At 56.7% G+C, this 24,840-nt stretch carries 19 protein-coding genes, 1 tRNA gene and 3 rRNA genes; 4 read left to right on the top strand and 19 right to left on the bottom strand.

The features are described 5' to 3' along the window. Positions 1-93: 93 nt before the first annotated feature. From RS887_RS07005 to mrcB, 16 genes are all read right to left on the bottom strand, one after another. Positions 94-2,397: an intermembrane transport protein PqiB gene (locus tag RS887_RS07005; RefSeq protein ID WP_322614856.1), complete on the bottom strand. Its 2,304-nt coding sequence runs from the start codon at positions 2,395-2,397 to the stop codon at positions 94-96. Beyond that, the gene (locus RS887_RS07010) at positions 2,390-3,013 is read right to left on the bottom strand and encodes a paraquat-inducible protein A (RefSeq protein WP_085715997.1); all 624 of its coding nucleotides are present in this window, start codon (positions 3,011-3,013) and stop codon (positions 2,390-2,392) included. Before RS887_RS07010 ends, RS887_RS07005 begins: the two co-directional genes overlap by 8 nt. Further along, positions 3,000-3,659, bottom strand: a complete 660-nt coding sequence (locus RS887_RS07015) for a paraquat-inducible protein A (RefSeq protein ID WP_322614857.1) — start codon at positions 3,657-3,659, stop codon at positions 3,000-3,002. Before RS887_RS07015 ends, RS887_RS07010 begins: the two co-directional genes overlap by 14 nt. A 147-nt stretch (positions 3,660-3,806) precedes the next feature. Continuing rightward, a 5S ribosomal RNA gene (rrf, locus tag RS887_RS07020) occupies positions 3,807-3,922 on the bottom strand. Positions 3,923-4,068: 146 nt separating this feature from the next. Beyond that, positions 4,069-6,922, bottom strand: a 23S ribosomal RNA gene (locus tag RS887_RS07025). Positions 6,923-7,166: 244 nt separating this feature from the next. Continuing rightward, positions 7,167-7,240: transfer RNA gene (locus RS887_RS07030), tRNA-OTHER, on the bottom strand. A gap of 185 nt (positions 7,241-7,425) precedes the next feature. Continuing rightward, a 16S ribosomal RNA gene (locus RS887_RS07035) occupies positions 7,426-8,972 on the bottom strand. The 16S, 23S and 5S rRNA genes sit together here with 1 tRNA gene alongside, the layout of an rRNA operon. Before the next feature lie 487 nt (positions 8,973-9,459). Further along, complete coding sequence (msrQ, locus tag RS887_RS07040; RefSeq protein ID WP_322614858.1) at positions 9,460-10,080, bottom strand: protein-methionine-sulfoxide reductase heme-binding subunit MsrQ; 621 nt, start codon at positions 10,078-10,080, stop codon at positions 9,460-9,462. After that, a complete protein-coding gene (gene msrP / locus RS887_RS07045; protein WP_322614859.1) occupies positions 10,080-11,093 on the bottom strand; it encodes a protein-methionine-sulfoxide reductase catalytic subunit MsrP in 1,014 nt (337 codons plus the stop codon). The genes msrQ and msrP overlap by 1 nt, the downstream gene beginning before the upstream one ends. 58 nt (positions 11,094-11,151) lie before the next feature. After that, on the bottom strand, positions 11,152-12,006 hold the full coding sequence (pssA, locus tag RS887_RS07050; RefSeq protein WP_057400427.1) for a CDP-diacylglycerol--serine O-phosphatidyltransferase: 855 nt from the start codon (positions 12,004-12,006) through the stop codon (positions 11,152-11,154). A 143-nt stretch (positions 12,007-12,149) separates the two neighbouring features. Continuing rightward, positions 12,150-13,166, bottom strand: a complete 1,017-nt coding sequence (gene ilvC / locus RS887_RS07055; RefSeq protein ID WP_003228216.1) for a ketol-acid reductoisomerase — start codon at positions 13,164-13,166, stop codon at positions 12,150-12,152. Positions 13,167-13,211: 45 nt separating this feature from the next. Beyond that, positions 13,212-13,703, bottom strand: a complete 492-nt coding sequence (ilvN, locus tag RS887_RS07060; RefSeq protein WP_003205610.1) for an acetolactate synthase small subunit — start codon at positions 13,701-13,703, stop codon at positions 13,212-13,214. Between the two features lie 2 nt (positions 13,704-13,705). After that, positions 13,706-15,430, bottom strand: a complete 1,725-nt coding sequence (locus RS887_RS07065) for an acetolactate synthase 3 large subunit (RefSeq protein ID WP_322614860.1) — start codon at positions 15,428-15,430, stop codon at positions 13,706-13,708. Between the two features lie 483 nt (positions 15,431-15,913). After that, positions 15,914-16,249, bottom strand: a complete 336-nt coding sequence (locus RS887_RS07070; RefSeq protein WP_322614861.1) for a YqcC family protein — start codon at positions 16,247-16,249, stop codon at positions 15,914-15,916. Continuing rightward, positions 16,249-16,986: a tetratricopeptide repeat protein gene (locus RS887_RS07075; RefSeq protein WP_322614862.1), complete on the bottom strand. Its 738-nt coding sequence runs from the start codon at positions 16,984-16,986 to the stop codon at positions 16,249-16,251. Before RS887_RS07075 ends, RS887_RS07070 begins: the two co-directional genes overlap by 1 nt. A gap of 16 nt (positions 16,987-17,002) precedes the next feature. Beyond that, the gene (gene mrcB / locus RS887_RS07080; RefSeq protein WP_322614863.1) at positions 17,003-19,321 is read right to left on the bottom strand and encodes a penicillin-binding protein 1B; all 2,319 of its coding nucleotides are present in this window, start codon (positions 19,319-19,321) and stop codon (positions 17,003-17,005) included. Between the two features lie 115 nt (positions 19,322-19,436). On the opposite strand from mrcB, the gene RS887_RS07085 reads away from it, so the two are divergent. The 3 genes from RS887_RS07085 to RS887_RS07095 all read left to right on the top strand — a co-directional run bounded on the left by RS887_RS07085 (position 19,437) and on the right by RS887_RS07095 (position 21,949). After that, complete coding sequence (locus tag RS887_RS07085) at positions 19,437-20,993, top strand: bifunctional aminoglycoside phosphotransferase/ATP-binding protein (RefSeq protein WP_322614864.1); 1,557 nt, start codon at positions 19,437-19,439, stop codon at positions 20,991-20,993. A gap of 91 nt (positions 20,994-21,084) precedes the next feature. Further along, complete coding sequence (locus RS887_RS07090; protein WP_322614865.1) at positions 21,085-21,429, top strand: pentapeptide repeat-containing protein; 345 nt, start codon at positions 21,085-21,087, stop codon at positions 21,427-21,429. 247 nt (positions 21,430-21,676) lie between these two features. Then, positions 21,677-21,949, top strand: a complete 273-nt coding sequence (locus RS887_RS07095; protein ID WP_008020494.1) for a TfoX/Sxy family protein — start codon at positions 21,677-21,679, stop codon at positions 21,947-21,949. Between the two features lie 188 nt (positions 21,950-22,137). Here the strand turns inward: RS887_RS07095 and RS887_RS07100 are convergent, their stop codons facing one another. Further along, positions 22,138-22,272 (bottom strand): hypothetical protein, encoded by a 135-nt coding sequence (locus RS887_RS07100; RefSeq protein ID WP_322614866.1) that lies wholly within the window; start codon positions 22,270-22,272, stop codon positions 22,138-22,140. A gap of 164 nt (positions 22,273-22,436) precedes the next feature. On the opposite strand from RS887_RS07100, the gene RS887_RS07105 reads away from it, so the two are divergent. Next, a complete protein-coding gene (locus RS887_RS07105) occupies positions 22,437-22,754 on the top strand; it encodes a Rieske (2Fe-2S) protein (RefSeq protein WP_322614867.1) in 318 nt (105 codons plus the stop codon). Here RS887_RS07105 and sfsA read toward each other — a convergent pair. Next, the gene (gene sfsA / locus RS887_RS07110; protein ID WP_322614868.1) at positions 22,751-23,464 is read right to left on the bottom strand and encodes a DNA/RNA nuclease SfsA; all 714 of its coding nucleotides are present in this window, start codon (positions 23,462-23,464) and stop codon (positions 22,751-22,753) included. The two genes, RS887_RS07105 and sfsA, sit on opposite strands and share 4 nt — an antisense overlap. Further along, entirely contained in the window at positions 23,464-24,636 is a 1,173-nt protein-coding gene (locus RS887_RS07115; protein ID WP_322614869.1) for a pyridoxal phosphate-dependent aminotransferase, read from the bottom strand. Before RS887_RS07115 ends, sfsA begins: the two co-directional genes overlap by 1 nt. Positions 24,637-24,840: the final 204 nt, after the last annotated feature.

Here is a 24,840-nt window from a genome sequence, read left to right on the forward strand (position 1 = left end):
ATTCTGTGTACAACGCAGTTTCCTGTGGGAGCGGGCTTGCCCCGGGCGGCGTTCCGACGAAGGCGTCATCACAGACACCTGATCAGTTCCAGACTACTTACCGAGGCTAATCTTCGGCGCCCAGGTCAGCCATTCCTCTTCGAACTTGTCGAACAGCGCGAACGTCTGCTCCGGTTGCGCGGGATTGCCCATGCGCTCGCCGTCCGGAGTGGCAAAGGCGACACCGCCCTGAATCATCGTCTCCAGGGATTCAGTGCGCACTGTTGCACCTCTGAACAGGCCGATATCGAAGTCGAATCCGCTGGTGTTCCAGAACCGGGTGCCGCTGCGTACCAGTGGCGCGTACTTCGGCTCGATCAGGATATGGATCAGGACACGGTCAGCAGTCTGGCCCAGTTCATAACCCGTCACCTTGCCCACGGTGATTTCGCGATACGTCACCGGCACGCCGGCTTTCAGCGATCCACGACGAGCGGCGCTCAGCACCAGACTCAATCCCGCCTCCTGCTTTGCCGTTTCCGGCACAGTGGCCAAAGCCACAAAGTTTTTCTGCGGCCCCAGATTCTTCGGCGCCGGTTGCACCTCAATGTATTGCCCAGTCACCAGGGTTTCGAGGTTGGAGGTCTTGATCAACCCCAGCTCAGGCTTGACCACCCAGAACTGACTACCGACCCGGGCGATGCGCTCCGGCACTTCGGTAATCCGCGCGGTCAGCAGCACCGATTGCAGGTCCTCGCTGAGATCAACGCCTTCCACCTTACCGACATCCAGCCCCTTGAAACGAATCGGAGTACCGGTACGCAAACCATCAGCACGATCCAGTTTGATCGTGATGACTTCGCCTTTTTGCGTGGCGTCGTCATGGCTGGCGAACAAGCGGAAACGTGGAATGCGCTTCTGTAGCGGCGCCTTGGCTTCCGGGGTTTCAAACGCAATACCGCCGGCCATCAAGCTTTGCAACGATTCACTTTTGACTTGAATCCCACCGGTCAGTCCGCCCGTGAGCGTGATGCCGCTGGCATTCCAGAAACGTGTCGAAGCGTTGACCAGATCCTCGTACTCCTTCTCGATGTGCACGCCGATGATCAATTGCTTTTTGGTGCGCGAGAACTGATAGCTCTGTACCGAACCGACCTTGACCTGCTTGTAGAGAACCGGGCTGCCGACTTCCAGCGAGCCGAGATTTTCCGTGAACAACACCAGGTGCAGACCAGGTGCACGCAGATCCAGCGGTGGCGCCTTGGCCCGCGCCACAAACTCCCGTTGTGGAGCCGCACCCTTGTCGCCAGGACGCACAGCGATGTAGTTACCTTTGACCAGCGCTTCCAGGCCGGTAATCCCTGCCAGGGAAATCGACGGTTTGACCACCCAGAATTGCGTACCGTCCACCAGGTAATCTTCAGCCAACGGATCCATCGTCAATTCGGCGGTGGCCCCGGACAGATCAGGATCGACCTTCAACGCCTTGAGATTGCCGACCTGAATGCCTTTGTACATCACCGGCGTACGACCGGCCTGCAAACCTTCGAAGTCGCTGAGCTTGACCTTGACCCGAATACCGGCCGCCGCTGCATCGAAGTCTTCGTAGAGCCTGAACGGCAGGCTTGGATCGGTAGGCGGGCTGTCCTTGCGGTTTTCAGGTGTAGCGAACGCAATACCACCGGCGACGATGCTGGCCAACGACTCGCTACGCACTTTCACACCCGACAGATTGGCATCGATGCTAATGCCGCTGGCGTTCCAGAAGCGCGTGTGTTTGCGCACCAGTTTGGCGTAGGTCGGTTCGATGAAAACCTTGAGCTCGACGGTGCTCTGATCTTCGGAGAGCACGTAGCTTTTGATCTGCCCCACCTTGATCTGTTTGTAGAACACCGGGCTGCCACGGTTCAACGAACCCAGGCGATCAGCCTTGATGGTCAGGTGCAGACCCGGTTGGGCATCGGAAAGCGGTGGCTCCTGAGCCAGGGCCTTGAACTTGCGAACCGGTTCACCCTCACCCGGACTGATTGCAACGTAGTTACCCGAAACCAGGGTCTCAAGGCCTGTAATACCGGCCAGCGTCACGCTCGGTTTGACCAGCCAGAAACGCGTACTGGTTCGCAGGTATTGCTCTACGTCCTTGTTCATTTCGATGCTGGCAATCACACCTTTGGAACTGCCCTCGTCATCGAGCTTGAGACTTTTGACCTTGCCGACCGACATCCCCTTGTAGACGACTTCCGTCTTGTTGGCCTGAATGCCTTCGCCACTTTCAAAGCGCACCTGAATCTCGATGCCATTCTCGTTGTAAGCACGCCAGCCAAGCCAGCCACCGATGATCAAGGCGATCAGGGGCAACACCCAAATGGCAGACCAGTTGGAGGCCGGTCGGGTTTTCGCTACGGGCAAATCAGTCATGGTCGTCGTCCGACTCCGTGTTATCCCAAATCAGTCGGGGATCGAAAGTTACGGCGGCAAGCATCGTCAGAATCACCACAGTGGCGAAAGCGATGGCGCCAAGATTGGCTTCAATGCTGGCAAGCCGTCCAAAATTCACGACCGCCACCAGGATGGCGATCACAAAGATATCGAGCATCGACCAGCGGCCGATGAACTCGATGAAGCGGTACATCCAGATACGCTGGCGAGCTGAAAGGGGCTGACGACGCTGCACGGAAAACAGCAGCAAGGCGATGCCTACCAGCTTGAAGGTGGGCACCAGGATACTGGCGATAAACACCACGGCCGCAATGGGGAACATTCCGTAGTGCATCAACTCGATCACACCGGCCATGATCGTGCTGGGCGCACCTTTGCCCAAGGAGTTCACGGTCATGATCGGCAACAAATTGGCCGGTATGTAAAGAATGGCGGCTGTAATTAGCAATGCCCAGGTGCGCACCAGGCTATTCGGGCTGCGGGCATGCACCAACGCTCCACAGCGTGTACAGACTTGCTCATCGGTATCAGCTTCCTGCCTGTTCAATTCATGACATTCCTTGCAAATCAGAATGCCTGCATCAATCGCCCGCATGGGCATCCTCTCCTGATAACGCTTGCCAGATCTGGTGAGGCGACATCACGACCTCCAGCCAGACTTGAATCAGCAACAAACCAATGAAGCACGCCAGGCCGAGGCCTACAGTGATTGCTGCCATATCTGCCAGCTTGACGATCGCTACGAGTACGCCCATGAAGTAAACCTCGAGCATCCCCCATTCGCGGATATGGTGATAAATGCGATAGAGCAACAGGCCGTAGCTGCGTCCGACATCAAAACGGATGCTCAACAATACGGCCAATTGGCACAGTAGCTTGAGCAGCGGAATCCCCATGCTGCACAGGAACACGATCACTGAAACGCTTTGCATGCCTGTGTCAAAAAGCGCGACAACACCGCTCCAGACCGTGTCTTGCGAAGATTGCCCGAGCAGATTGAGTTGCATGATGGGTAAAAAGTTCGCCGGAATAAACAACAACAGGGCGGCGATAACCAGGGCAAGGCTGCGCTGTACGACGTTGTAGCGATGGGCATAAAGCTCGTAGCCACAGCGCGGGCACAGGGCTTTTTCGCCATGGGCGAGTTCTGGCTTACGCATGAGCAGGTCGCACTCATGACAGGCAACCAGATTGTCTAGCGGTAATTCTGACAGCCCTTGGGCGTCAACCGGATCCAGCATAAAGGCTCTGAGTCTGAAAAAGTTGGCCCTATTCTAGTGCCATGAACTGAAAATAACTGTGCAAAATGTGCAACAGCCAGCCCTGTTTTTTCACGCACAAAAACAAAACCCCTACCTGCGTACGCAGATAGGGGTTTCGGAATTTAATCTTGACGATGACCTACTCTCACATGGGGAAACCCCACACTACCATCGGCGATGCATCGTTTCACTGCTGAGTTCGGGATGGGATCAGGTGGTTCCAACGCTCTATGGTCGTCAAGAAATTCCGGAATTGCTGGGTCAGCGACCAAGAGGGGCCTCCCCTTCAACAAATTGGGTACGATAGTTTGTACGTATTTATACGAACTTTCGGTTCATTGCGTCTTCACACGCAACGTCTTTAAAAGCAAATTGCTTGCGATTATTATAGTCCAAGCCTCACGGGCAATTAGTATTAGTTGACTCAACGCCTCACAGCGCTTACTAACCTATCAACAATCGTAGTCTTCGACGGCCCTTCAGAGACTCAAAGGTCCCAGTGAGGTCGTCTTGAGGCAAGTTTCCCGCTTAGATGCTTTCGGCGTTATCTTTTCGAACATGGCTACCCGGCAATGCCCGCGTGACAACCGGAACGCAGAGGTTTCGTCACTCCGGTCTCTCGTACTGGGAGCAGCCCCTCCGTCTCAAACGTCCACGGCAGATAGGGACCGAACTGTCACGACGTTTAGGCCAGCTCGCGTACCACTTTAAATGGCGAACAGCCATGCCAGGACGGCTGGCCCAGGATGTGATGAGCCGACATCCAGGTGCCAGAAGAGCTGCCGTCGATATGAACTCTTGGGGCGGTATCAGCCTGTTATCCCCGGGTACCGCGCATCAGGTGGAGGCGGTAAAGCGCTTCCATACAGAACCACCGGATCACCTAAGACCTACTTTCGTACCTGCTCTGGCGTGTCTGTCTCGCGATCAAACGCGCTTTTGCCTTTATACTCTACGATGACCGATTTTCCGACCGGTCTAGGCGCACCTTCATTGCTCCTCCGTTACTCTTTGGAGGAGACCGCTAGTCAAACTACCCACCATACACTGTCCTCGATCCGGATAACGGACCTGGGTTCAGAACCTCAAAGTGCCAGGGTGATGGTATTTCGGATGGCTCCGCGAACTGGCGTCCACGCTTCAAAGCCTCCCACCTATCCTGCACAAAAGCAAATTCAAAGTCAGTGCAGGAAATGCTTAGTAAAGTTTAGAGTCTTTCCGTCTAATATGGATACACTGCATCTTCTGGCGATTTCAATTTCACCTGGGTCTCGGTGGAGACAGCGCCGCCATCACGTTACGCCATTCATTGAATTCGGAACTTACCCCGACGAGGAATTTCGCTACCTTAGGACCGTTATAGTTGCGGCGCCAGTTTACCAGGGCTGATCGAGGCTTCGCGTTAGCCAGCCCATCAATTAACCTTCCGGCACCGGGCAGGCGTCACTACCGCGTCACTTTTCGTGTTTGCAGAGTGCTGTGTTTTTAATAAACAGTCGCAGCGGCCTGGTATCTTCGACCGGCGTGGGCTTACGCAGTCGTACTTCACCCTCACCGGCACCTTCTCCCAAGTTACGGTGCCATTTTGCCGCAGTTCCTTCACCCGAGTTCTCTCAGCCTTGGTATTCTCTACCCAACCACCTGTCGGTTTGGGGTGAACCCTGGTTATCAATACGACTTAGGCTTTTCACTTGGAAGCATGGCGTATTCACTTCGTCGCAAGGGTAACTCGTCATCAGCTCTCGGCCTTAAGATCCCGGATTTTACCACCGTTTCAGCCTACCACCTTAAACTTGGACAACCAACGCCAAGCTGGCCTAGCCTTCTCCGTCCCTCCATCATAACCAGTACAGAATATTAACCTGTGTTTCCATCGACTACGCTTTTCAGCCTCGCCAGGGACCGACTAACCCTGCGTCGATTAACGTTGCGCAGGAAACCTTAGTCTTTCGGCGTAGATTGTTTCACACCCATTGTCGTTACTCATGTCAGCATTCACTGCTTCTGATACCTCCCTGGCAAGCTTCTCCAATACCTTCACAGGCTTGGGGGCATTTTCCTCTACGCATCACCTTACGTGATACCGTAGCTTCGGTGTATGGTTTCAGGCGTTACATCTTCCGCGCAGGCCGACGACTAGTGACTTAATACGCTTTCTTTAAAGGGTGGCAGCCTTCAAAGCCCGGCCTCACAACCTTTGAAGCGCTACGCATCTGTTTTATATACGCATAACTTTGGGACCTTGGCTGACGGTCTGGGTTGTTTCCCTTTTCGACGGACGTTAGCACCCGCCGTGTAATACTCCCCATGCTCTCGGCACTTGTAGGTATTCGGAGTTGCATCGGTTTGTAGTAAGTCAGGATGACCCCCCTAGCCGAAACTTTGGTGCTCTACCCTACAGTGATACATGAGGCGCTACTAGAAATAAGCTTTCAGGGGAGAACCAGCTATCTCCGACTTGATTAACCTTTCCTCCGATCCACAGGTCATCCGCTAACTTTTCAACGGTAGTCGGTTCGGTCCTCCAGTCAGTGTTACCTAACCTTCAACCTGCCCATGGATAGATCGCCCGGTTTCGGGTCTATTCCCAGCGACTAGACGCCCTATTAAGACTCGCTTTCGCTACGCCTCCTATTCAGTTAAGCTCGCCACTGAAAATAAGTCGCTGACCCATTATACAAAAGGTACGCAGTCACCCAACAAAGTGGGCTCCCACTGCTTGTACGCATACGGTTTCAGGATCTATTTCACTCCCCTCTCCGGGGTTCTTTTAGCGCACCCTCCACCACGGTACTGGTTACCACTATCGGTCAGTCAGTAGTATTTAGCCTTGGAGGAGATGGTCCCCATATTCAGACAAAGTTTATAAATTAGTCGTCCTACTCCGATTTCATGACCAAGAGATTTTCGCGTACAGGGTTTATCACCCATGGCGCACTTTCCAAGGCGTTCCGCTAATCTCTGAGCCGCATGAGGCTGATCCCCGTTCGCTCGCCACTGCTAAAGGGAATCTCGGTTGATTTCTTTTCCTCAGGGTACCAGATGTTTCAGTTCCCCTGGGTTCGCCTCTTGCACCTATGTATTCAATGCAAGATAACCATCTTATGATGGCTGGGTTCCCCATTCAGGCATCTCCGGATCAAAGTCTGTTTGCCGACTCCCCGAAGCTTTTCGCAGGCTACCACGTCTTTCATCGCCTCTGACTGCCAAGGCATCCACCGTATGCGCTTCTTCGCCACGACCATAAGCCCCAAGCAATCTGGTTATACTGTAGAGACGACATTCGCCGAAAATTCGCACTTGCTCTAAGAGCAACTCCAAGTACACCTTGGCCTGATCCGTTACCAGGTGAAGTAACGTTCAGTCTATCTTTCTATCACATACCCAAATTTTTAAAGAACGAACTAGTCAAAGACTGAAATCAACATTCACCATCATCGATGGAATGCTCATTTCGACTTTTTACACAATCGAAGCAGTAGTGGTGGAGGCCAAACGGGATCGAACCGTTGACCTCATAGAGTAGGGCGAGAGCGCTCTCCCAGCTGAGCTATGGCCCCGTATTTCTACGGGCGTTTCCACACAAAATTGGTGGGTCTGGGCGATTCGAACTGCCGGGCCTCCATATCAGGGGTGCGCTCTAACCAACTGAGCTACAGACCCAATTTCCGGGCTGCTTATCGTCTTCTTCAATGAATCAAAGCAGTTTCGTGTGGGAACTTATCCAGGCAGCTGAGTCGTCGAGTAAGGAGGTGATCCAGCCGCAGGTTCCCCTACGGCTACCTTTTTGACTTCACCCCAGTCATGAATCACACCGTGGTAACCGTCCTCCCCGAAGGTTAGACTAGCTACTTCTGGTGCAACCCACTCCCATGGTGCATTGAGGCGGTGTGTGTACAAGGCCGGGTGTATTCACCGCGACATTCTGATTTTCGCGATTACTAGCGATTCCGACTTCACGCAGTCGGTTTACGCGGGCTGCGATCCGGAACTACGATCGGTTTTGTGGGATGAACCACCTCGCCGGCAGCCTCACAACGCCGACTTCATTGTAGCACGTGTGGCAGCTAGGCCGTCAGAGGCCGCCTGATGACTTGACGTCATCCCCACTGCCTTCCTCCCGGTTTGTCACCGGCAGTCGTCTCGCCGTGCCCACCATAACGTGCTGGTAACTAAGGACAAGGGTTGCGCTCGTTCCCCGCAGGTTTTCCAACCTTAACATCTCACGACACGAGCTGACGACAGCCATGCAGCACCTGTCTCGTGTTCCCGAAGGCACCAATCCATCTCTGGAAAGTTCATTGGATGTCAAGGCCTGGTAAGGTTCTTCGCGTTGCTTCGAATTAAACCACATGCTCCACCGCTTGTGCGGGCCCCCGTCAATTCATTTGAGTTTTAACCTGCGTGTAGTTCGACAGTCAACAGTAGTTTAGCTGCGCCACTAAGGCTCAAGGCTCCCAACGGCTGAATTGACTCGTTTACGGCGTGGACTACCAGGAGGGTATCTAATCCTGTTGTTTTGCTCCCCACGCTTTCGCACCTCAGTGTCAGTATCAGTCAGGTGGTCGCCTTCGCCACTGGTGTTCCTTCCTATATCTACACGCATTTCCACCGCTGGGAAATTCCGCCTCTACCGCCTCTCTGGCTTGTCAGTTTTTTGAATGCGGTTCCCAGAGTTCGGGCCCAGGGCTTTCATCAACTTAACAAATACCTACGCGCGCCCATTAATTCCGATTAACGCTTGCCACCTCCTTATTACCGCGGCTGCTGGCTGGGGTTAGCCGGTGCTTATTCTGTCGGTAACGTCAAAGGTGCGGAGTATTAATCTACGAAAACCCTTTTATAGCAAAGTGCTTTACAATCAGGGACCTTCTTCCCGCACGCCCGGCATGTTTGGATCAGGCTTTTTCCTTACATTTGTCAATATTCCCCCACTGCACTCCAGCGAGTCTGGACCGTGTCACTGGTTCAGTGTGACTGATCATCCTCAGACCAGTTACGGATTCATGTCGCTGTAGTGAGCCATTACCTCACCAACTGGCTAATCCGACCCTAGGCTCATCCTGATGGCGCAAGGCCCGAAGGTCCCTGCTTTCTCCCGTAGGGACGTATGCGGTATTAGCGTCCTTTCGAGACGTTGTCCCCCACTACCAGGCAGATTCCTAGGCATTACTCCGCCCGTCCGCCCGCGCTGAATCTGAAACCCCAGGCTCTCTTCTGCATCCGCTCGACTTGCATGTGTTAGGCCTGCCGCCAGCGTTCAATCTGAGCCATGATCAAACTCTTCCAGTTCAAACATCTTTGGGTTTTGAAAACCTAAACAGCTCAGCAATCGTTAGTTTACATCAACTTTGATTTCTGCCAGGTAACTTACCCGATGCTGATAATCTATTGACTAGCAGTCCTGACTCCACAAGCACCCGCACGAATTGCTTTACAGTTAGTTGTTAAGAGCGGTTTGGTTAAAAGGCTTTGCATTATAACCGAAGGGCGCGCATTCTACAGCAGCCTCATTTGCTGTCAAGTGATTTATTTTCAAGTTTTCAAGGAATCTTTAACAGCTTCAACCACTTGCTCGATCTCTCGTCGGCGGGGCGAATTCTGCAGCGTTACACGCTGCTGTCAACACCTCTTTTTTCAGCTTCGCTTCGCCTTCATTGACCTGAAACAGCTGCTGCAGACCTGCATGCTCCTTGTTTATCAAGGAGTTTTCCGTTTCGACTGCGCCGGAAGTCGGGGGCGAATTATAGGCCACTCAGAATCTGCCGTCAACCACTATTTACGCCTTTTTCGCAGAAGCGCCCTTTTTAGCCATCAAACGCGGGATTCGACGGGCTAAAGGCGGCAGCCGCAGCACTAACAGCAATGCACCTATAGAGGCATAGATCGCCCACTCCTTCAGGTCGGCGCGCACAATCCAGAGCATATGCAGCAATCCAAGCCCGAGAATTACATAAGCCAGGCGATGCAACTTCTTCCAGCGAGCACCCAATCGCCGCTGACTGTATCGGTTGGAAGTCACCGCCAATGCCAGCAAACCAAGAAAGCCCAGCGCCCCGACAAGAATGTAAGGCCGCTTGCGCAACTCGACACCCAGCTGCGACCAGTCAAAACCAAGAATGAATGCGGAATAACTACTGAGGTGGAGCAACACATAGGCAAAACACCACAACCCCAACTGTCGCCGCACGGCGTTCCACCCCGCCCAACCGGTGAGCTTCTGCAAAGGCGCCATGCTCAACGTTACAAGCAGCAGAACAAGCGCCCCCAAACCCAATCGATCGACCAGCACCTTGCCCGGATCCGGCCCGAGGACATCTTCCCAAGCCTGGTACAACCACAGCAGCGGCCACACCAACACCACGATAAAGACGCCGATACGCCAAAGCGGATAGCGCATCAGTAATTCGCCCTCAGGTCGAGACCCGCATATAGAGAGGCGACTTCCTCTGAATAGCCGTTGAACATTTGCGTGTCACGCACATTGGGTTTGAACAAGCCGCTGGGCAGGCGGCGTTCACGAGCCTGAGTCCAGCGAGGATGATCAACAGTCGGATTCACGTTCGCATAAAAGCCATATTCATCCGGCGCAATGCCCTGCCAGGTGGTTTTTGGCTGCTCGCCGACCAGACTGATACGCACGATGGACTTGATGCTCTTGAAACCATATTTCCAAGGCACCACCAGACGCAGTGGCGCACCGTTTTGATTAGGCAACTCGCGCCCGTACATGCCTACCGCGAGAATCGCCAACGGGTTCATCGCCTCATCCAGGCGCAGCCCTTCTATATATGGCCAGTCGATCAAGGCGAAACCGGAACGCTGGCCCGGCATGCTCGCGGAATCCTGCAGGGTTTCGAAGCGGATGAATCTGGCTTTCGAGGTCGGCTCGACCTCCTTGAGCAAAGCCGAGAGCGGAAAACCGCTCCAGGGAATGACCATCGACCAGGCTTCCACGCAACGCAGTCGGTAGATTCGCTCCTCCAACTGATAAGGCTTCAAGAAGTCTTCCAGCGCATAACGCCCAGGCTTGCCCACCTCCCCGTCCACCACCACCGACCACGGTTCCGTCTTCAGCGCGCCGGCATTGGCAGCCGGATCACCTTTGTCGGTGCCGAACTCGTAGAAGTTGTTGTAATGGGTCGCATCCTTGAACGGCGTGATCGCCTCATCCTTGACGTTGACCGCACCCCACTGGGTAGCCGCAAGCTTTTCGCTGAGCCAGGAAGGCGCCTTGCCGGATTCAACATCCGGATACCGCGCAGCATCGCCAGCGCTGGCCCATTGCGGCAGGCTGCCCAAAGCGAAACCTGCAACCGTGGCACCGAGCACTTTGCGTCGAGATAGATAGAGGGATTCAGGCGTGACGTCCGACTCATGGCAGTCGGACGCTTTGGAGACTTTGATCAGCATGGTTACTCCGCAGCTTTGGAGGACAGATGCACCCATAGACTGCGGAGTATGAGGGAAATTACGCGCTCTTGTTACGGCGAAGGCGTAACAGGTATTGAACCGGACCGGAGGCTGCATAGGCGAGAAACACCAGCAGCAGGATGCGCGGCGGATCACTGAACACCACTGCGAACACCAGCACCACAGCGAGAATCGCCACGAAAGGCACTCGTCCCTTCAGGTCCAGCTCCTTGAAGCTGTTGTACTTGATGTTGCTGACCATCAGCATGCCGGCCGCAGCAACCATCAGCGCCACCAGGAAAGACATCTTGGAGCCCTGGATACCGTAATCGCTGAACGCCCAGACGATACCCGCAACAACGCCCGCCGCCGCCGGACTGGCCAGGCCGATGAAGTAACGCTTGTCCGCCGTACCGACCTGAGTGTTGAAACGCGCGAGACGCAGCGCCGCACCCGCGACATAAACGAAGGCAACCATCCAGCCGACCTTGCCCATGTCCCCCAGGGCCCAACCGAAGGCCAGCAATGCCGGCGCAACACCAAAGGCGACCATGTCCGACAGCGAGTCGTACTCGGCACCAAACGCGCTCTGGGTATTGGTCATGCGCGCCACCCGACCATCAAGGCCGTCGAGTACCATCGCGACGAAAATGGCGATGGCGGCAAACGCAAAGTACTTGCTCGCATTGACCGAGTCGCCGGCGCTCAAGGCAGCCTGGGCGCTCATCGAGTTGATGATGGAGTAGAACCCTGCGAACAGGTTCGCAGTGGTGAACAAATTCGGCAGAAGATAGATACCACGATGCCGGACTTTACGACCTTCAGCGTCGTGCCCTTCCTCGACATGTTCATCGATGGGCAGCAGGCTTTCGGCGTCAGAAGCCTGATTTGGCTCTTCGGGGCGTTCGCTCATGGACATTACCTTGCAACGGGGTGGAAAGTCTGGACAGGTGTCTGGGACGACGGTTCGGCCGCAAACGATGCAGCTTTATACCAGAACCGGCCTCGCAAACGAAAAACGCGGCCTAGGCCGCGTTTTTCGTACAAGCGCGTGACTTAGTTTTTGGCTTTGTCGACGATCTTGTTGGCACCGATCCACGGCATCATGGAGCGCAGTTGCTCGCCGATGATTTCGATACCGTGAGCGGCGTTGTTACGACGCTTGGCGGTCATCGAAGGATAACCGGTAGCGCCTTCGCTGATGAACATCTTGGCGTATTCGCCGTCCTGAATACGTTTCAGGGCGTTGCGCATGGCCTGACGGGATTCGGCGTTGATGACTTCAGGGCCGGTCACGTACTCGCCGTATTCGGCGTTGTTGGAGATCGAGTAGTTCATGTTGGCGATACCGCCTTCGTACATGAGGTCAACGATCAGCTTCAGCTCGTGCAGGCACTCGAAGTAGGCCATTTCCGGCGCGTAGCCAGCTTCAACCAGTGTTTCGAAACCGGCTTTGACCAGCTCGACGGTACCGCCGCACAGAACGGCTTGTTCGCCGAACAGGTCGGTTTCAGTCTCGTCCTTGAACGTGGTTTCGATGATACCGGTACGACCGCCGCCAACGCCGGCAGCGTAGGACAGAGCGACGTTCTTGGCGTTGCCCGAGGCGTCCTGGTAGATAGCGATCAGGTCAGGGATACCGCCGCCCTTCACGAACTCGGAACGCACGGTGTGGCCCGGAGCCTTCGGCGCGATCATGATCACGTCGAGGTCAGCGCGCGGCACAACCTGGTTGTAGTGGATCGCGAAGCCGTGGGAGAAGGCCAGGGTGGCGCCTTTCTTGATGTTCGGCTCGATTTCGTTTTTGTACAGGGAGGACTGGAATTCGTCCGGGGTCAGGATCATGACCAGGTCGGCAGCTGCAACAGCGGAAGCAACGTCGGTCACTTTCAGGCCGTGGGCTTCAGCCTTGGCAACGGTAGCCGAACCTTTACGCAGGCCGACAGTCACGTCTACACCGGAATCTTTCAGGTTGCACGCTTGAGCGTGACCCTGGGAACCGTAACCGATGATGGCAACTTTCTTGCCCTGGATGATCGACAGGTCGCAGTCTTTATCGTAGAAAACTTTCATGAATTTCCCCTATATCAGGCCGTTCAGGCCGTTCGCTAATTTGGTTTAGATGCTGAGTACTTTGTCGCCGCGGGCAATGCCGGTCACGCCACTACGGACGGTTTCCAGAATCGAGGCGGTGCCAATGGACTGAATGAAGCTGTCGAGCTTGTCGCTGGTACCGGTCAGTTGAACGGTATACACGCTGGCGCTGACATCGACGATCTGTCCACGGTAAATATCGGTAGTGCGCTTGATCTCGGCGCGCTGGGCGCCGGTGGCCTTGACCTTGACCAACATCAGTTCACGCTCGATGTGAGCACTCTCCGACAGGTCGACCAGTTTTACCACTTCGATCAGCTTGTTCAGGTTCTTGGTGATCTGCTCGATGATCTCATCGTGACCGACAGTGGTCAGCGTCAGACGCGACAGGGTCGGGTCTTCGGTTGGGGCCACGGTCAGGCTTTCGATGTTGTAGTTACGCTGCGAGAACAGACCAACCACACGAGACAGAGCGCCGGGTTCGTTTTCCAGAAGCAAGGAAATAATGTGCCGCATGATTAGGTACGCTCCGTCTTGCTCAGCCACATATCGCGCATGGAGCCGTCTTTGATCTGCATCGGGTAGACGTGCTCGCTGGTGTCGACCGAAATATCGATCACCACCAGGCGATCCTTCATGGCGAACGCCTCTTCCATCTTCGACTTCAAATCTTTCGATTCGGTGATGCGTACGCCGACGTGGCCGTAGGCCTCTGCCAGCTTGACGAAATCAGGCAGCGATTCCATGTACGAATGCGAGTGACGGCTGCCGTAACTCATGTCCTGCCACTGGCGAACCATCCCCAGCACACCGTTGTTGAGGATGACGATCTTCACCGGCAAACCGTATTGCAGGCAGGTCGACAGCTCCTGGATGTTCATCTGGATACTGCCCTCGCCGGTGACGCACGCAACGTCAGCGTCAGGGAAGCTCAAGGCGATGCCCATGGCCGCCGGCAGGCCGAAGCCCATGGTGCCCAGGCCACCGGAGTTGATCCAGCGGTTCGGCTTGTTGAAACGGTAGTACTGCGCAGCGAACATCTGGTGCTGGCCCACGTCGGAGGTCACAAAGGCATCGCCCTTGGTCACTTCGCACAGGGTTTCGATCACGGTTTGCGGCTTGATCTTGCTGCCGTCGCCCTTGTCGTACGGGAACAGGCCGCCATCACCACGCCACTCGTCAACCTGCTTCCACCAGCTGGCCACGGACTCCTTGTTCGGGGTCTCGCCGATTTCCTTGAGGATCGCGACCATTTCGGTCAGGACACTCTCAACCGGACCAACGATAGGCACGTCGGCCTTGATGGTCTTGGAGATCGAAGCCGGGTCGATGTCGATGTGAATGATCTTGGCGTTCGGGCAGAACTTCGACGCGCCATTGATGACGCGGTCGTCGAAACGTGCGCCGACAGCGAGGATCACGTCAGCATGGTGCATCGCCAGGTTGGCGGTGTAGCTGCCGTGCATGCCGAGCATGCCGATGAACTGACGGTCGGTGCCAGGATAGCCACCGAGGCCCATCAGGGTATTGGTCACTGGCAGGTTGAGCATCTTCGCCAGTTCGGTCAGTGGTGCGGAACCACCACCGAGGATCACGCCGCCGCCCGAGTACAACACAGGACGCTTGGCCGCCAAGAGCATTTCTGCCGCCTTGCGGATTTGACCGGAGTGACCGCGAACAGCCGGGCTGTAGGAACGCAACTTGGCTTTTTTCGGGAAGACGTATTCGAACTTCTCGGCCGGGTTGGTCATGTCTTTCGGAATATCGACAACGACCGGGCCAGGACGACCGGATTGCGCCAGGTAGAACGCCTTCTTCATGACTTCCGGAATTTCCGACGCATGCTTGATCATGAAGCTGTGCTTCACGATTGGCCGGGAGATACCGATCATGTCGGTTTCCTGGAAAGCATCGGTGCCGACCATGTTGCTCGGAACCTGGCCGGAAATGACCACCATCGGAATGGAGTCCATGTAGGCCGTGGCGATACCGGTGATGGCGTTGGTTGCACCCGGACCGGAAGTCACCAGCACCACGCCGGCTTTACCGGTGGCACGGGCGTAACCGTCAGCCATATGGGTAGCCGCTTGCTCGTGACGAACCAGGATGTGGGTCACTTCCGGTTCTTTGAACAGGGCATCGTAGACATGAAGAAGAGCACCACCCGGGTACCCGTAGATATATTTGACGCCTTCGTCGCGCAAAAAGCGGACGAGCATCTCACCGCCAGATAAAAGCTCCACGTTGCTCACCTCTAAAACGCCAGAATACCGCCCACGAAAGATGGGACGGGTCTTAATAGGTTTACTTCTCAGCAGAGCATGAGCGACGGTGGTCGCCGACTACGTCAGCACTGACTGAGCAAGTATTGGGATCGTCCCAAGTGTTGCGGGCCTTTCCCACCCAGCGCGAGGTAACGCGTTGCGGGTGTAACAGGTCGACGCGGATATGCGCCTCATGATCTGCTGAGAGGGTCTGCTTCTGGCAGTCCCTGTACAGCGGACTTTGGATTCTTCTGTTTCGCCCTTCGCAAGTCAAGTCGTCTATGTGCTTTATTCTGGTAAGCACATGAGAACGCAAGAAAAAACCTGTAAATCCGCTGTGTGTTAGCTTCAATTGCGCAAGTTTTGGCAAAAAATTGGCACGCGCATGCACTTAGCCGGCAGCGGCAGACAAAATAGAGAGAGATTGTGGACAACTGCCAGCGGACGCTGGCAGCTTCTGGCTCAGCGAGACGCTGTGATCAGCTGATCAAACTGTTTGAGCAATGCCTGCAACTGCCGATCCTTGCCCTGGACATTGCGTCCGGCAAAGACCATTTCGGCCATTTCCTGAATGCCCGAAGCATTGGGTAGCGGCAAATTCTGCTCGAGGATCATTTTCATGCGTGGCAGGAAGATCCATTGCAGCCATTGCTCGAAATCCAGTGTATCGACCGAAAACGGCTCGACGCTGGAAAGCGCTTCAACAGATGGCGAGACTTCATCCCACCACCCTTGCACCCGCAATTCGCGTTCGATCAACAACAGTTGATCGGCGATTTTCACAAAGCGCGTATCCATCACAGCGTTACCTTGGCCTTCTGACGAGCCAATGCCGCGCCCTGGGAGTCACTCTGTTTTTCTCGCGCCTGGGCAATCAGTTCCCACAAGTTCGCCTGAAGGGCTGGACGGCCATTGGCAAAGGTCAGCCCGCGGCGAGCGAACTGCTCAGCCTGGGCCGCATCGCCTTGAGCCATCCGCACCTGCGCCAGACGGTAAAGCACCTGCGGCTCACGCGGAGCAACGCGCTGGGCGCGCTCGAGACTGGAGGAAGCACCATTGAGATCACCGCTCGCCTGCTGCTGTTGAGCAGTGGTCAGCAAAGCCAATACCGGGCCGTCCAGTTGCTCGTCGGCAGACAGCCCGCCCGAACTGGCTGACGGAATCCCGCTTGGCGACGACGGCATGCTGTAGCTGCCCTGATTGATCGGCGCCGACTGGATCGGCGACGTGTCAATCGGCCCCGGCGTGATCGGCCCCGGGGTAATCGGCGTGGTGCTGATCGGCGTTGAAGTCGTTGCCGCGCCTGGCACCATCACCACGACGCCGCTGTCACCTTGCGGAATCGCCTGGGCGTGCGACTGACCTTGTACAGGGCGTTTGACGGTCGTCTGGCGGAAGCCGCCATTGGCCGAGATCCGCTCACTGTTGGACACGGCGGTCCCGGAATCCACAACCGGAATCGAGCCACGTTGTACGGTGGAGCAACCGCTGAGCAAAGCTACGGCGGCAACCGCTGGAATCAACCACTTGTTCACTTGAAATCCTCTTTGCTTAATTCATCCAGCCCTTGACCCAATCCATCACCGTCTCGGCAGGGTTTTCACCACCGCAAGCGGCGCCGGGAGGCGGTTCGCTGCCACGAATATACGGCATCTGCACGGCACCCGGGCAACCGGCGTCAGAACCTTGCCCGGTTCGCGAATCAACCCAGGCCTGAACGATATTGTCCGGCTGTGGCATGTCCAGGGGAAGTGGGTCAGCCTTGCGCATGAAGCTGGTCCAGACCTGCAAGGCCCCGGTGGCGCCAGTGAAAGGCGTCTTGCCGTTGTCGTCGCGCCCCAGCCAGACCACCGCCAGCAAGTCCTGGCTGAATCCGGCAAACCAACTGTCCCGCGAGTCGTTACTGGTACCGGTTTTACCCGCCAGGGTCAGCGTCCTTGGCAACACGTTATAAACCGAGCTGCCAGTGCCTTCACGCATCACACGCTGCATGGCGCTCTGAATCAGGTAAATGGAGGCCGGATCGAAACGCTGCTGAATCTGGAACGGATAACGCTTGAGCGGCTCGCCCTCGGCGGTCAGCACGCTACGAATCCCGCGCATCGGCGTATTGAAGCCGCCGTTGGCGAGGGTCTGGTACATGGTCGCGACTTCGATGGGCGTCATGCCGCCGGCGCCAAGCAACATCGACGGGAAGGCCGGAAACTCACGAGTCACCCCCAGGCGCGCCAGCGTCTTCAGGACGTTCGGTACACCGACCGCCAGACCGAGACGCGCGGTCGACAGGTTGTAGGAATGCGCCAGGCCTTGATAAAGGAAAACGGTACCGTGAGAGCGACGATCGTAGTTCTGCGGTTTCCACACCTGGCCGTCGGCGCCCTTGACCGAGAAGGATTCGTCCGACAGCCAACTGGTCAATGTGTACTGGCTAGGCTTCTCCAGCGCAGTCAGATAAACCGCCGGCTTGATCAGCGAACCGATCGGCCGTACCGCATCCAGCGCCCGGTTGAACCCGGCAAAGCTGGCCTGGCGACTGCCGATCATGGCCTGTACTTCGCCGGTCTCCGGGTTGGTCACAACCATTGCCGCTTCGACGTCATCGGAACCCTTGCGCCCGGCCAGGCGCTTGAAGGTGTCGTTGACCGACGCCTCAGCCTTCATCTGCAGGATCGGGTCGAAACTGGTGAAGATTCGCAGGCCTTCTTCGGTCAAGTCTTCGTCGCGATAATCTTCGCGCAACTGGCGCTTGACCAGATCGAGGAAGCCGGGGAACGAGCTGTCCGCCAGACTGCCACGTTTGGTCACACCCAGCGGCATTTTCTTCGCGGCCTCAACCTGCTCGGCAGTCGCGACGCCCTGCTCTTGCAGGACATCGAGCACCAGGTTGCGCCGCTCAAGGGCACGCTCCGGATAACGACGCGGGTTATAGGAAGAAGGCCCTTTGACCATGCCCACCAGCAATGCGACTTGATGCAGCTTGAGTTCGGCCAGTGGCTGGCTGAAGAAGAACTGGCTGGCCAGACCGAAACCGTGCACCGCGCGCTGACCGTCCTGCCCGATAAACACCTCGTTGAGGTATGCCTCGAGGATTTCGCGCTTGTCGTAATGCAGCTCGAGCAGCAGCGCCATCATCGCTTCGGTGAGCTTCCGGCTCAGGCTGCGCTCGTTGGTCAGGTAGAAGTTTTTGACCAACTGCTGAGTCAGCGTACTGCCGCCCTGACGCATGCGGCCGGCCGCACCGTTGACCCAGATTGCACGGGCGATCGACTTCGGCGAAACACCGAAGTGATGATAAAAATCGCGATCCTCGACAGCCACCAGCGTTTCAAGCAAGTACGGCGGCACCTGATCGATCTTGATCAGAATCCGGTCTTCGAGGTTTTTCGGGTACAGACCGCCGATCAGCAGCGGCTCCAGGCGCACCACAGAAAGTTTCGAGTCCTTTGCGCCTGACAGTTCCGCCACGTAATCACCAGAGAAACGCACGCGCACCGGCTGCGCTTGCTCCATGCCTTCATAGAACTGGAAGCCACGGGTGTTCAGATCAACGGTATTACCGTTGACCGACGCCGCACCCGGACCGTTAGCCACGCTTTCACGGCGATAGCCCAAGGCATCGAGCTCGGTCAGGAAATCGTCCCTGCTCAGCTTTTGTCCGACGAACAGCTCGAGCGGGCGCGCGTAAACCTTGGCCGGAATGGTCCAGCGCTTGCCGGAGAACTTCTCCTGGACGATTGCATCAAGGTAAACGGCGAATCCGGCCAGCACTACCAGGCCGACCAGACTGAGTTTAATGGCCCAGCCCAACCATGGGCGCAGGCCTCTGGAGGGTGGTTTTTTTGGGGTGCGAGGAGTTCGGGTACGAGTCATGGCGGCGGATTATACGCACTTTATTCATACCCGACAGGAGCGCTCCGAGGTTTGCGCCAAGCGGAGTTACGGCCATAATGGCGGCCTTGATTTTCCAGACTCTGAAGGATCGCCTGTGAGCCAGTCCCTGATCGCTGCCCTGCAAAACCCTGCCCTCTACCCGCATCCTGTAGACGGATTCCAGGTCATCGAAACCCATATTTCCTGGGTCGTTCTCACAGGCCCCTTCGCCTATAAAGTGAAGAAGCCGGTCAATTTCGGATTTCTCGACTTCACCAGCCTTGAAGCACGCGAACACTTTTGCACTGAAGAGCTGCGCCTGAACCAGCGCCTGACTGACGATCTGTACCTCGAAGTGCTGCCCGTTACCGGCAACGCCGAGGCTCCGCAACTGGGCGGCGAAGGCCCGGCCATCGAATATGTCCTGAAGATGCGCCAGTTCCCGCAAACCGGATTGCTGAGCACCCTTCAGGCCAATGGCGAACTGACTACCGCACACATCGACGAGATGGCCGAACAAATCGCCCGCTTCCACCTCAGTGCACCGAAAGTGCCAGCCGAGCACGAAGCCGGCACCCCGGACAGCGTCATGGCGCCGGTGCGGCAGAACTTCGAACAGATCCGTCCATTCCTCAGCGATAAAACCGACCTGCTGCAACTCGACGCCCTGCAAGCCTGGGCCGAAAGCAGCTTCGAGCGCCTCAAACCACTGTTCGCCCAGCGCAAGGCCGAAGGTTTCATTCGTGAATGCCACGGTGATATCCACTTGGGCAACGCGACCGTGATCGATGGCAAGGTCGTGATCTTCGACTGCATCGAATTCAACGAACCGTTTCGCTTTACCGACGTTTATGCCGACACCGGCTTCCTGGCCATGGACCTGGAAGATCGAGGCCTGAAGTGCCTCGCGCGTCGCTTCATCAGCCAGTACCTGGAGCTGACGGGTGACTATCGCGGCCTCGAACTGCTGAACTTCTACAAAGCCTACCGCGCACTGGTTCGCGCCAAGGTTGCCCTGTTCAGCATGCCGGCCGACGCCACTGCCGTGCAGCGCGCCACAACCCTGCGCCAGTACCGCAACTACGCCAACCTGGCAGAAAGCTACAGCACCATTCCTTCGCGCTTCATGGCCATTACCCACGGCGTTTCCGCCGTCGGCAAGAGCCATGTCGCCATGCGCCTGGTCGAAGCCCTGGGCGCGATTCGCCTGCGCTCCGATGTCGAGCGCAAGCGTCTGTTCGGCGAGCAAACCGTCGAGAATGACGTACAGGCCGGCATCTACAGTGCCGACGCCAGCGCGGCGACCTATGCCCGCTTGCATGAAATCGCCGACGTCATTTTGCGTGCAGGCTTCCCGGTGGTGGTCGACGCCACTTACCTCAAGCGTGATCAGCGTGACAGCGCCGCGAAAGTGGCCGAGGCCACCGGCGCACCGTTCCTGATTCTCGACTGCAATGCGCCACAGGCCGTGATCGAAAGCTGGCTGGCCGTGCGCCAGGCAGACAAGAAAGACCCGTCCGACGCCACCCTGGCGGTTATCGCAGCCCAGCAAGCCAGCCGTGAAGCGCTGACGCCTGCAGAAATCCTCTGCAGCAAGCGCGTCCAGACCAATGAAAGCGGGACTCTCGATACCGTTGTGGCACAGATTCGCCAGCGCCTGCCTGGTTTGTAAGAGACTATTTCAGTCGTGAGGCCCACGCTGGCTTCACGACTGTCAAATAGTGGCACTATACTGGCGTCATAAAACCATCAGGTGATGCGACATGAGCCAGCCGAAACTTCTCGACACTCCGCTTTATGCCCTGCTGCACAAAGACGACATCAGAGGCTTCAACAGTGAACGCCCCGAGGACGGCCCCATCGATATGGTGGGTGGAGACTTCCGGGGGCTGGACCTGCGCGAACTGAATGCTGACGGCGTGGATTTCAGCGACGCCTACTTCCGTTCCGCGGACTTGCGCGGCATCGATTTTCGCAAGGCGAACCTGGAAGGTGCGAGCCTGGCCCACGCGCAAATCTCCGGCGCCTACTTTCCGGTGGAGCTCAGTGCCGACGAAATTTTGATGTCGATGAACTTCGGCACGCGATTGCGCTATCGCACCCGCTGATCAACGTCGCTGACTGACACGTCCAGCGCCCCCCCGTTGCGCTGGACTGCGGGGGATATTCACCCGTAACTCCTGATTGTTCCCCGCCTCTTCCTCCCGCGTTCGCAGACTTTTCACACACTGCCAATACTCGCCTCTTAGAAGCATTTGCGTCGAAAACGAGCAAACAATCACGCTTTTCCTGCTGATGGCTACACTCCTCAGAAGATTGCCCACGATCTCCATTCGGCCATCGCAAGGAGGCTTGATGAATGATGAACTGCAACACCTGAAGAATCTTGGCAAGACGTCAGCGCAATGGCTGCATGCCGTGGGCATCCATAGCGCGTCGGACTTGCGTCGCCTCGGGGCGGTGGATGCTTATCGGGCCGTGCGTACGCGCGGCTTTCGAGCGTCCAAGGTGTTGTTGTACGCAATCGAAGGCGCCCTGATGGACGTGCACTGGAATGACATTCCTGCCGAGCGCAAGGAGGCGTTGAACAGACAACTGGAAGCCATCTCTTCACGCCACAAGAATTAATCCCACAAAACTTACTGAAGCCTTGCAAGCTGACGCCCAATGATTACGGGACCTGCAGACGAAAATCCGGAAAATCGAAAAGAATTCAGGAAACAGCGGTTGACTTGATAATGAGAATCGATATGATTATCACAACTGGTCGCGAGACTGGTCGATATTCTGAAAAGCCCTTGGTTCGGACTCTCGGATTATCTCCTCATCAGGCTAATCACGGTTATTTGACCCGGCTCTTGCCGGGTCTTTTTTTGCCTGTGGAAAAGTACTGACCGGATCAGGTGATGATGCCCCATGCAGATCACCGCGACGCGGGTGATCAGGCGCATGAAGGGCTTCCTTTAAAGTTTTCCCGAGCATCGAAGGAGCAGGCCAAGTATCCTCGGCGACAGGCACTTGTACCCGACGGGCAAGACGGCCATTTCATTATTATTAGCATTTAACGGTCAAGCTCGGGCATCTCCGCTCACGAGTTGCAGGACTGAGAATAGACATGAAGCTGCTTTGCACAGGTGCCGAGCTGATCAACGACAGCAGCCGCGGGTTCGACATCGATGGCCAAAAGCTTTTTGCGGTGCGCCGCAGCGGACAGGTTTATGTCTACATCAATCGCTGCCCGCACCGGGGAGTCGGTCTGGAGTGGCATCCCGACCAGTTTCTCGACCCCAGCAACAGCCTGATCCAGTGCACCACCCATGGCGCACTGTTCCTGATCGAGGACGGTGAATGCGTCGCCGGCCCTTGCGCAGGCCAAGCCTTGACCGCCGTGGCCTGTCGCGAGGATGAACAAGGGATCTGGATCAGCCTTTAGCCACCCGGCAACACGTCCAGACGCCGGTCGATCGACATTTCCTGGTGATTCAACCGCACACCGTAAGCCAACACCTCGACCCCACAGGCCACCGCCTCCCGCAAGGCCTGCGCATAAGCTGCATCGATTTCCTGCGCCGGGCGCACGGCCTCGATGTCGGTCAGGCAAACGCAGTACAACTGCACCGCGCGAATACCGTCCCTGGCCAAGTGGGCCAGTTCCCGCAGATGCTTGGCGCCACGCTGGGTGACCGCATCGGGAAACGCTGCCACCGCCGTACCGTCGAAGCCCAGGGTCACGCTTTTGACTTCGACGTAGGCCGGCCCGTCGGGGTAATCAAGGCGAAAATCGATGCGACTGTTTTCCTGACCATAAGCCACTTCACGCTTGAGCCCGGTAAAACCGTTCAGCTCAGTGATGATGCCCGCACGCAGCGCCTCTTCGACCAAACCATTGGCCCGGGCGGTGTTCACACAAAACAGCCGCCCTTGCGGGGTTTCACCAATCTCCCAGGTGCCGGGCAACTTGCGTTTCGGGTCGTTGGAGCGGCTGAACCAGACCTGGCCGCCCTCGACCTGGCAATTGAGCATCGAGCCGGTGTTCGGGCAGTGAATGGTCAACAACTCGCCGCCGACGGTTTCGATATCGGCGAGAAAACGCTTGTAACGACGAATCAGGCGACCTTCTTCGAGTGGAGGATGAAATCGCATCAGCCTTGCCAGCTCCGCAACCCGCGAGCAATGCGCTCGACCGCCTCCTGCAAACGCTCGAGATTTTGCGTATAGGCGAACCGCACATGATGCCCGGCCTGATAACGCCCGAAATCCAGCCCCGGGGTGAATGCCACATGCTCGGTTTCGAGAAAGTGTTTGCAGAACGCGAAGGCATCGCCACCGAACTTGCTGATATCGGCGTACAAGTAGAAAGCACCCTCCGGCTCCACCGCAATGCCGAAGCCCATTTCACGCAAGGCCGGCAGCAGGTAATCCCGACGCCGGCCAAATTCGGCGCGACGCTCTTCGAGAATGCTGATGGTTGCCGGCTCGAAACAGGCCAGCGCAGCGTGCTGCGCCATGCTTGGAGCACTGATGTAGAGATTCTGGGCGAGCTTTTCCAACTCACCGACGGCAGCGTCGGGCGCCACCAGCCATCCCAGCCGCCAACCGGTCATCCCGAAATACTTCGAAAAACTATTCAGAACGAATGCACCGTCGTCGACTTCCAGCACGCTGGCCGCATCGGTGCCATAGGTCAGGCCGTGATAAATCTCGTCGACCACCAGATGACCGTGGCGCTCCTTGATTGCGACAGACAGCTTCGCCAACTCGTCACGGGTCAGGATCGTGCCGGTCGGATTGGCCGGCGACGCCACCAATGCGCCAACGCTGTCGTGATCCCAATGACGCTCGATCAGGCCAGGCGTCAATTGATAGCGCACATCGGGACCGACCGGCACCAATTGTGCGGCGCCTTCCACCAGTCGCAGGAAATGCCGGTTACACGGGTAGCCAGGGTCCGCCAGCAGCCAGTGTTTACCGGGGTCTACCAGCAAAGCGCTGGCCAGCAGCAACGCACCGGACCCGCCGGGGGTGATGAGGATGCGCCGAGGGTCGATATTCAAACCATAACGCTGCTGATAAAAGCCCGAGATGGCCTCGCGCAGCTCCGGAATACCGCGCGCGGCGGTATAACGGGTCCGCCCTGCCGCCAGCGCAGCCTGGCCGGCCTGGATGATCGGTTCGGCGGTGGTGAAGTCCGGCTCGCCGATTTCCAGGTGGATCACATCGTGGCCGGCTGCCTGCAATTCATTGGCCCGCGCCAACAGCGCCATGACGTGGAATGGTTCGATCGCGCGACTGCGGGCACTGTAGGGCTGAGCCATTGGCCTTCCTTCAAAAGGGGAAAAAAACCGATTCTACCCAAGCGCAGGAACGAGCGAGAACCTAAAGCGGTCAGAGGCCTTATAACCCCGACCACAAACGACTCAAGCGCTTACGCAAGGTTTGACTAAAATCAATAATTGAGCAGGGCTCCAGAGCCACCAGACAACGGTTTGTCATCATTTGCAAGCACCATGTGCCGCGAG

This window comes from Pseudomonas sp. BIC9C, assembly GCF_034541995.1.
GTDB classification, from domain to species: Bacteria; Pseudomonadota; Gammaproteobacteria; order Pseudomonadales; family Pseudomonadaceae; genus Aquipseudomonas; species Aquipseudomonas fluorescens_CC.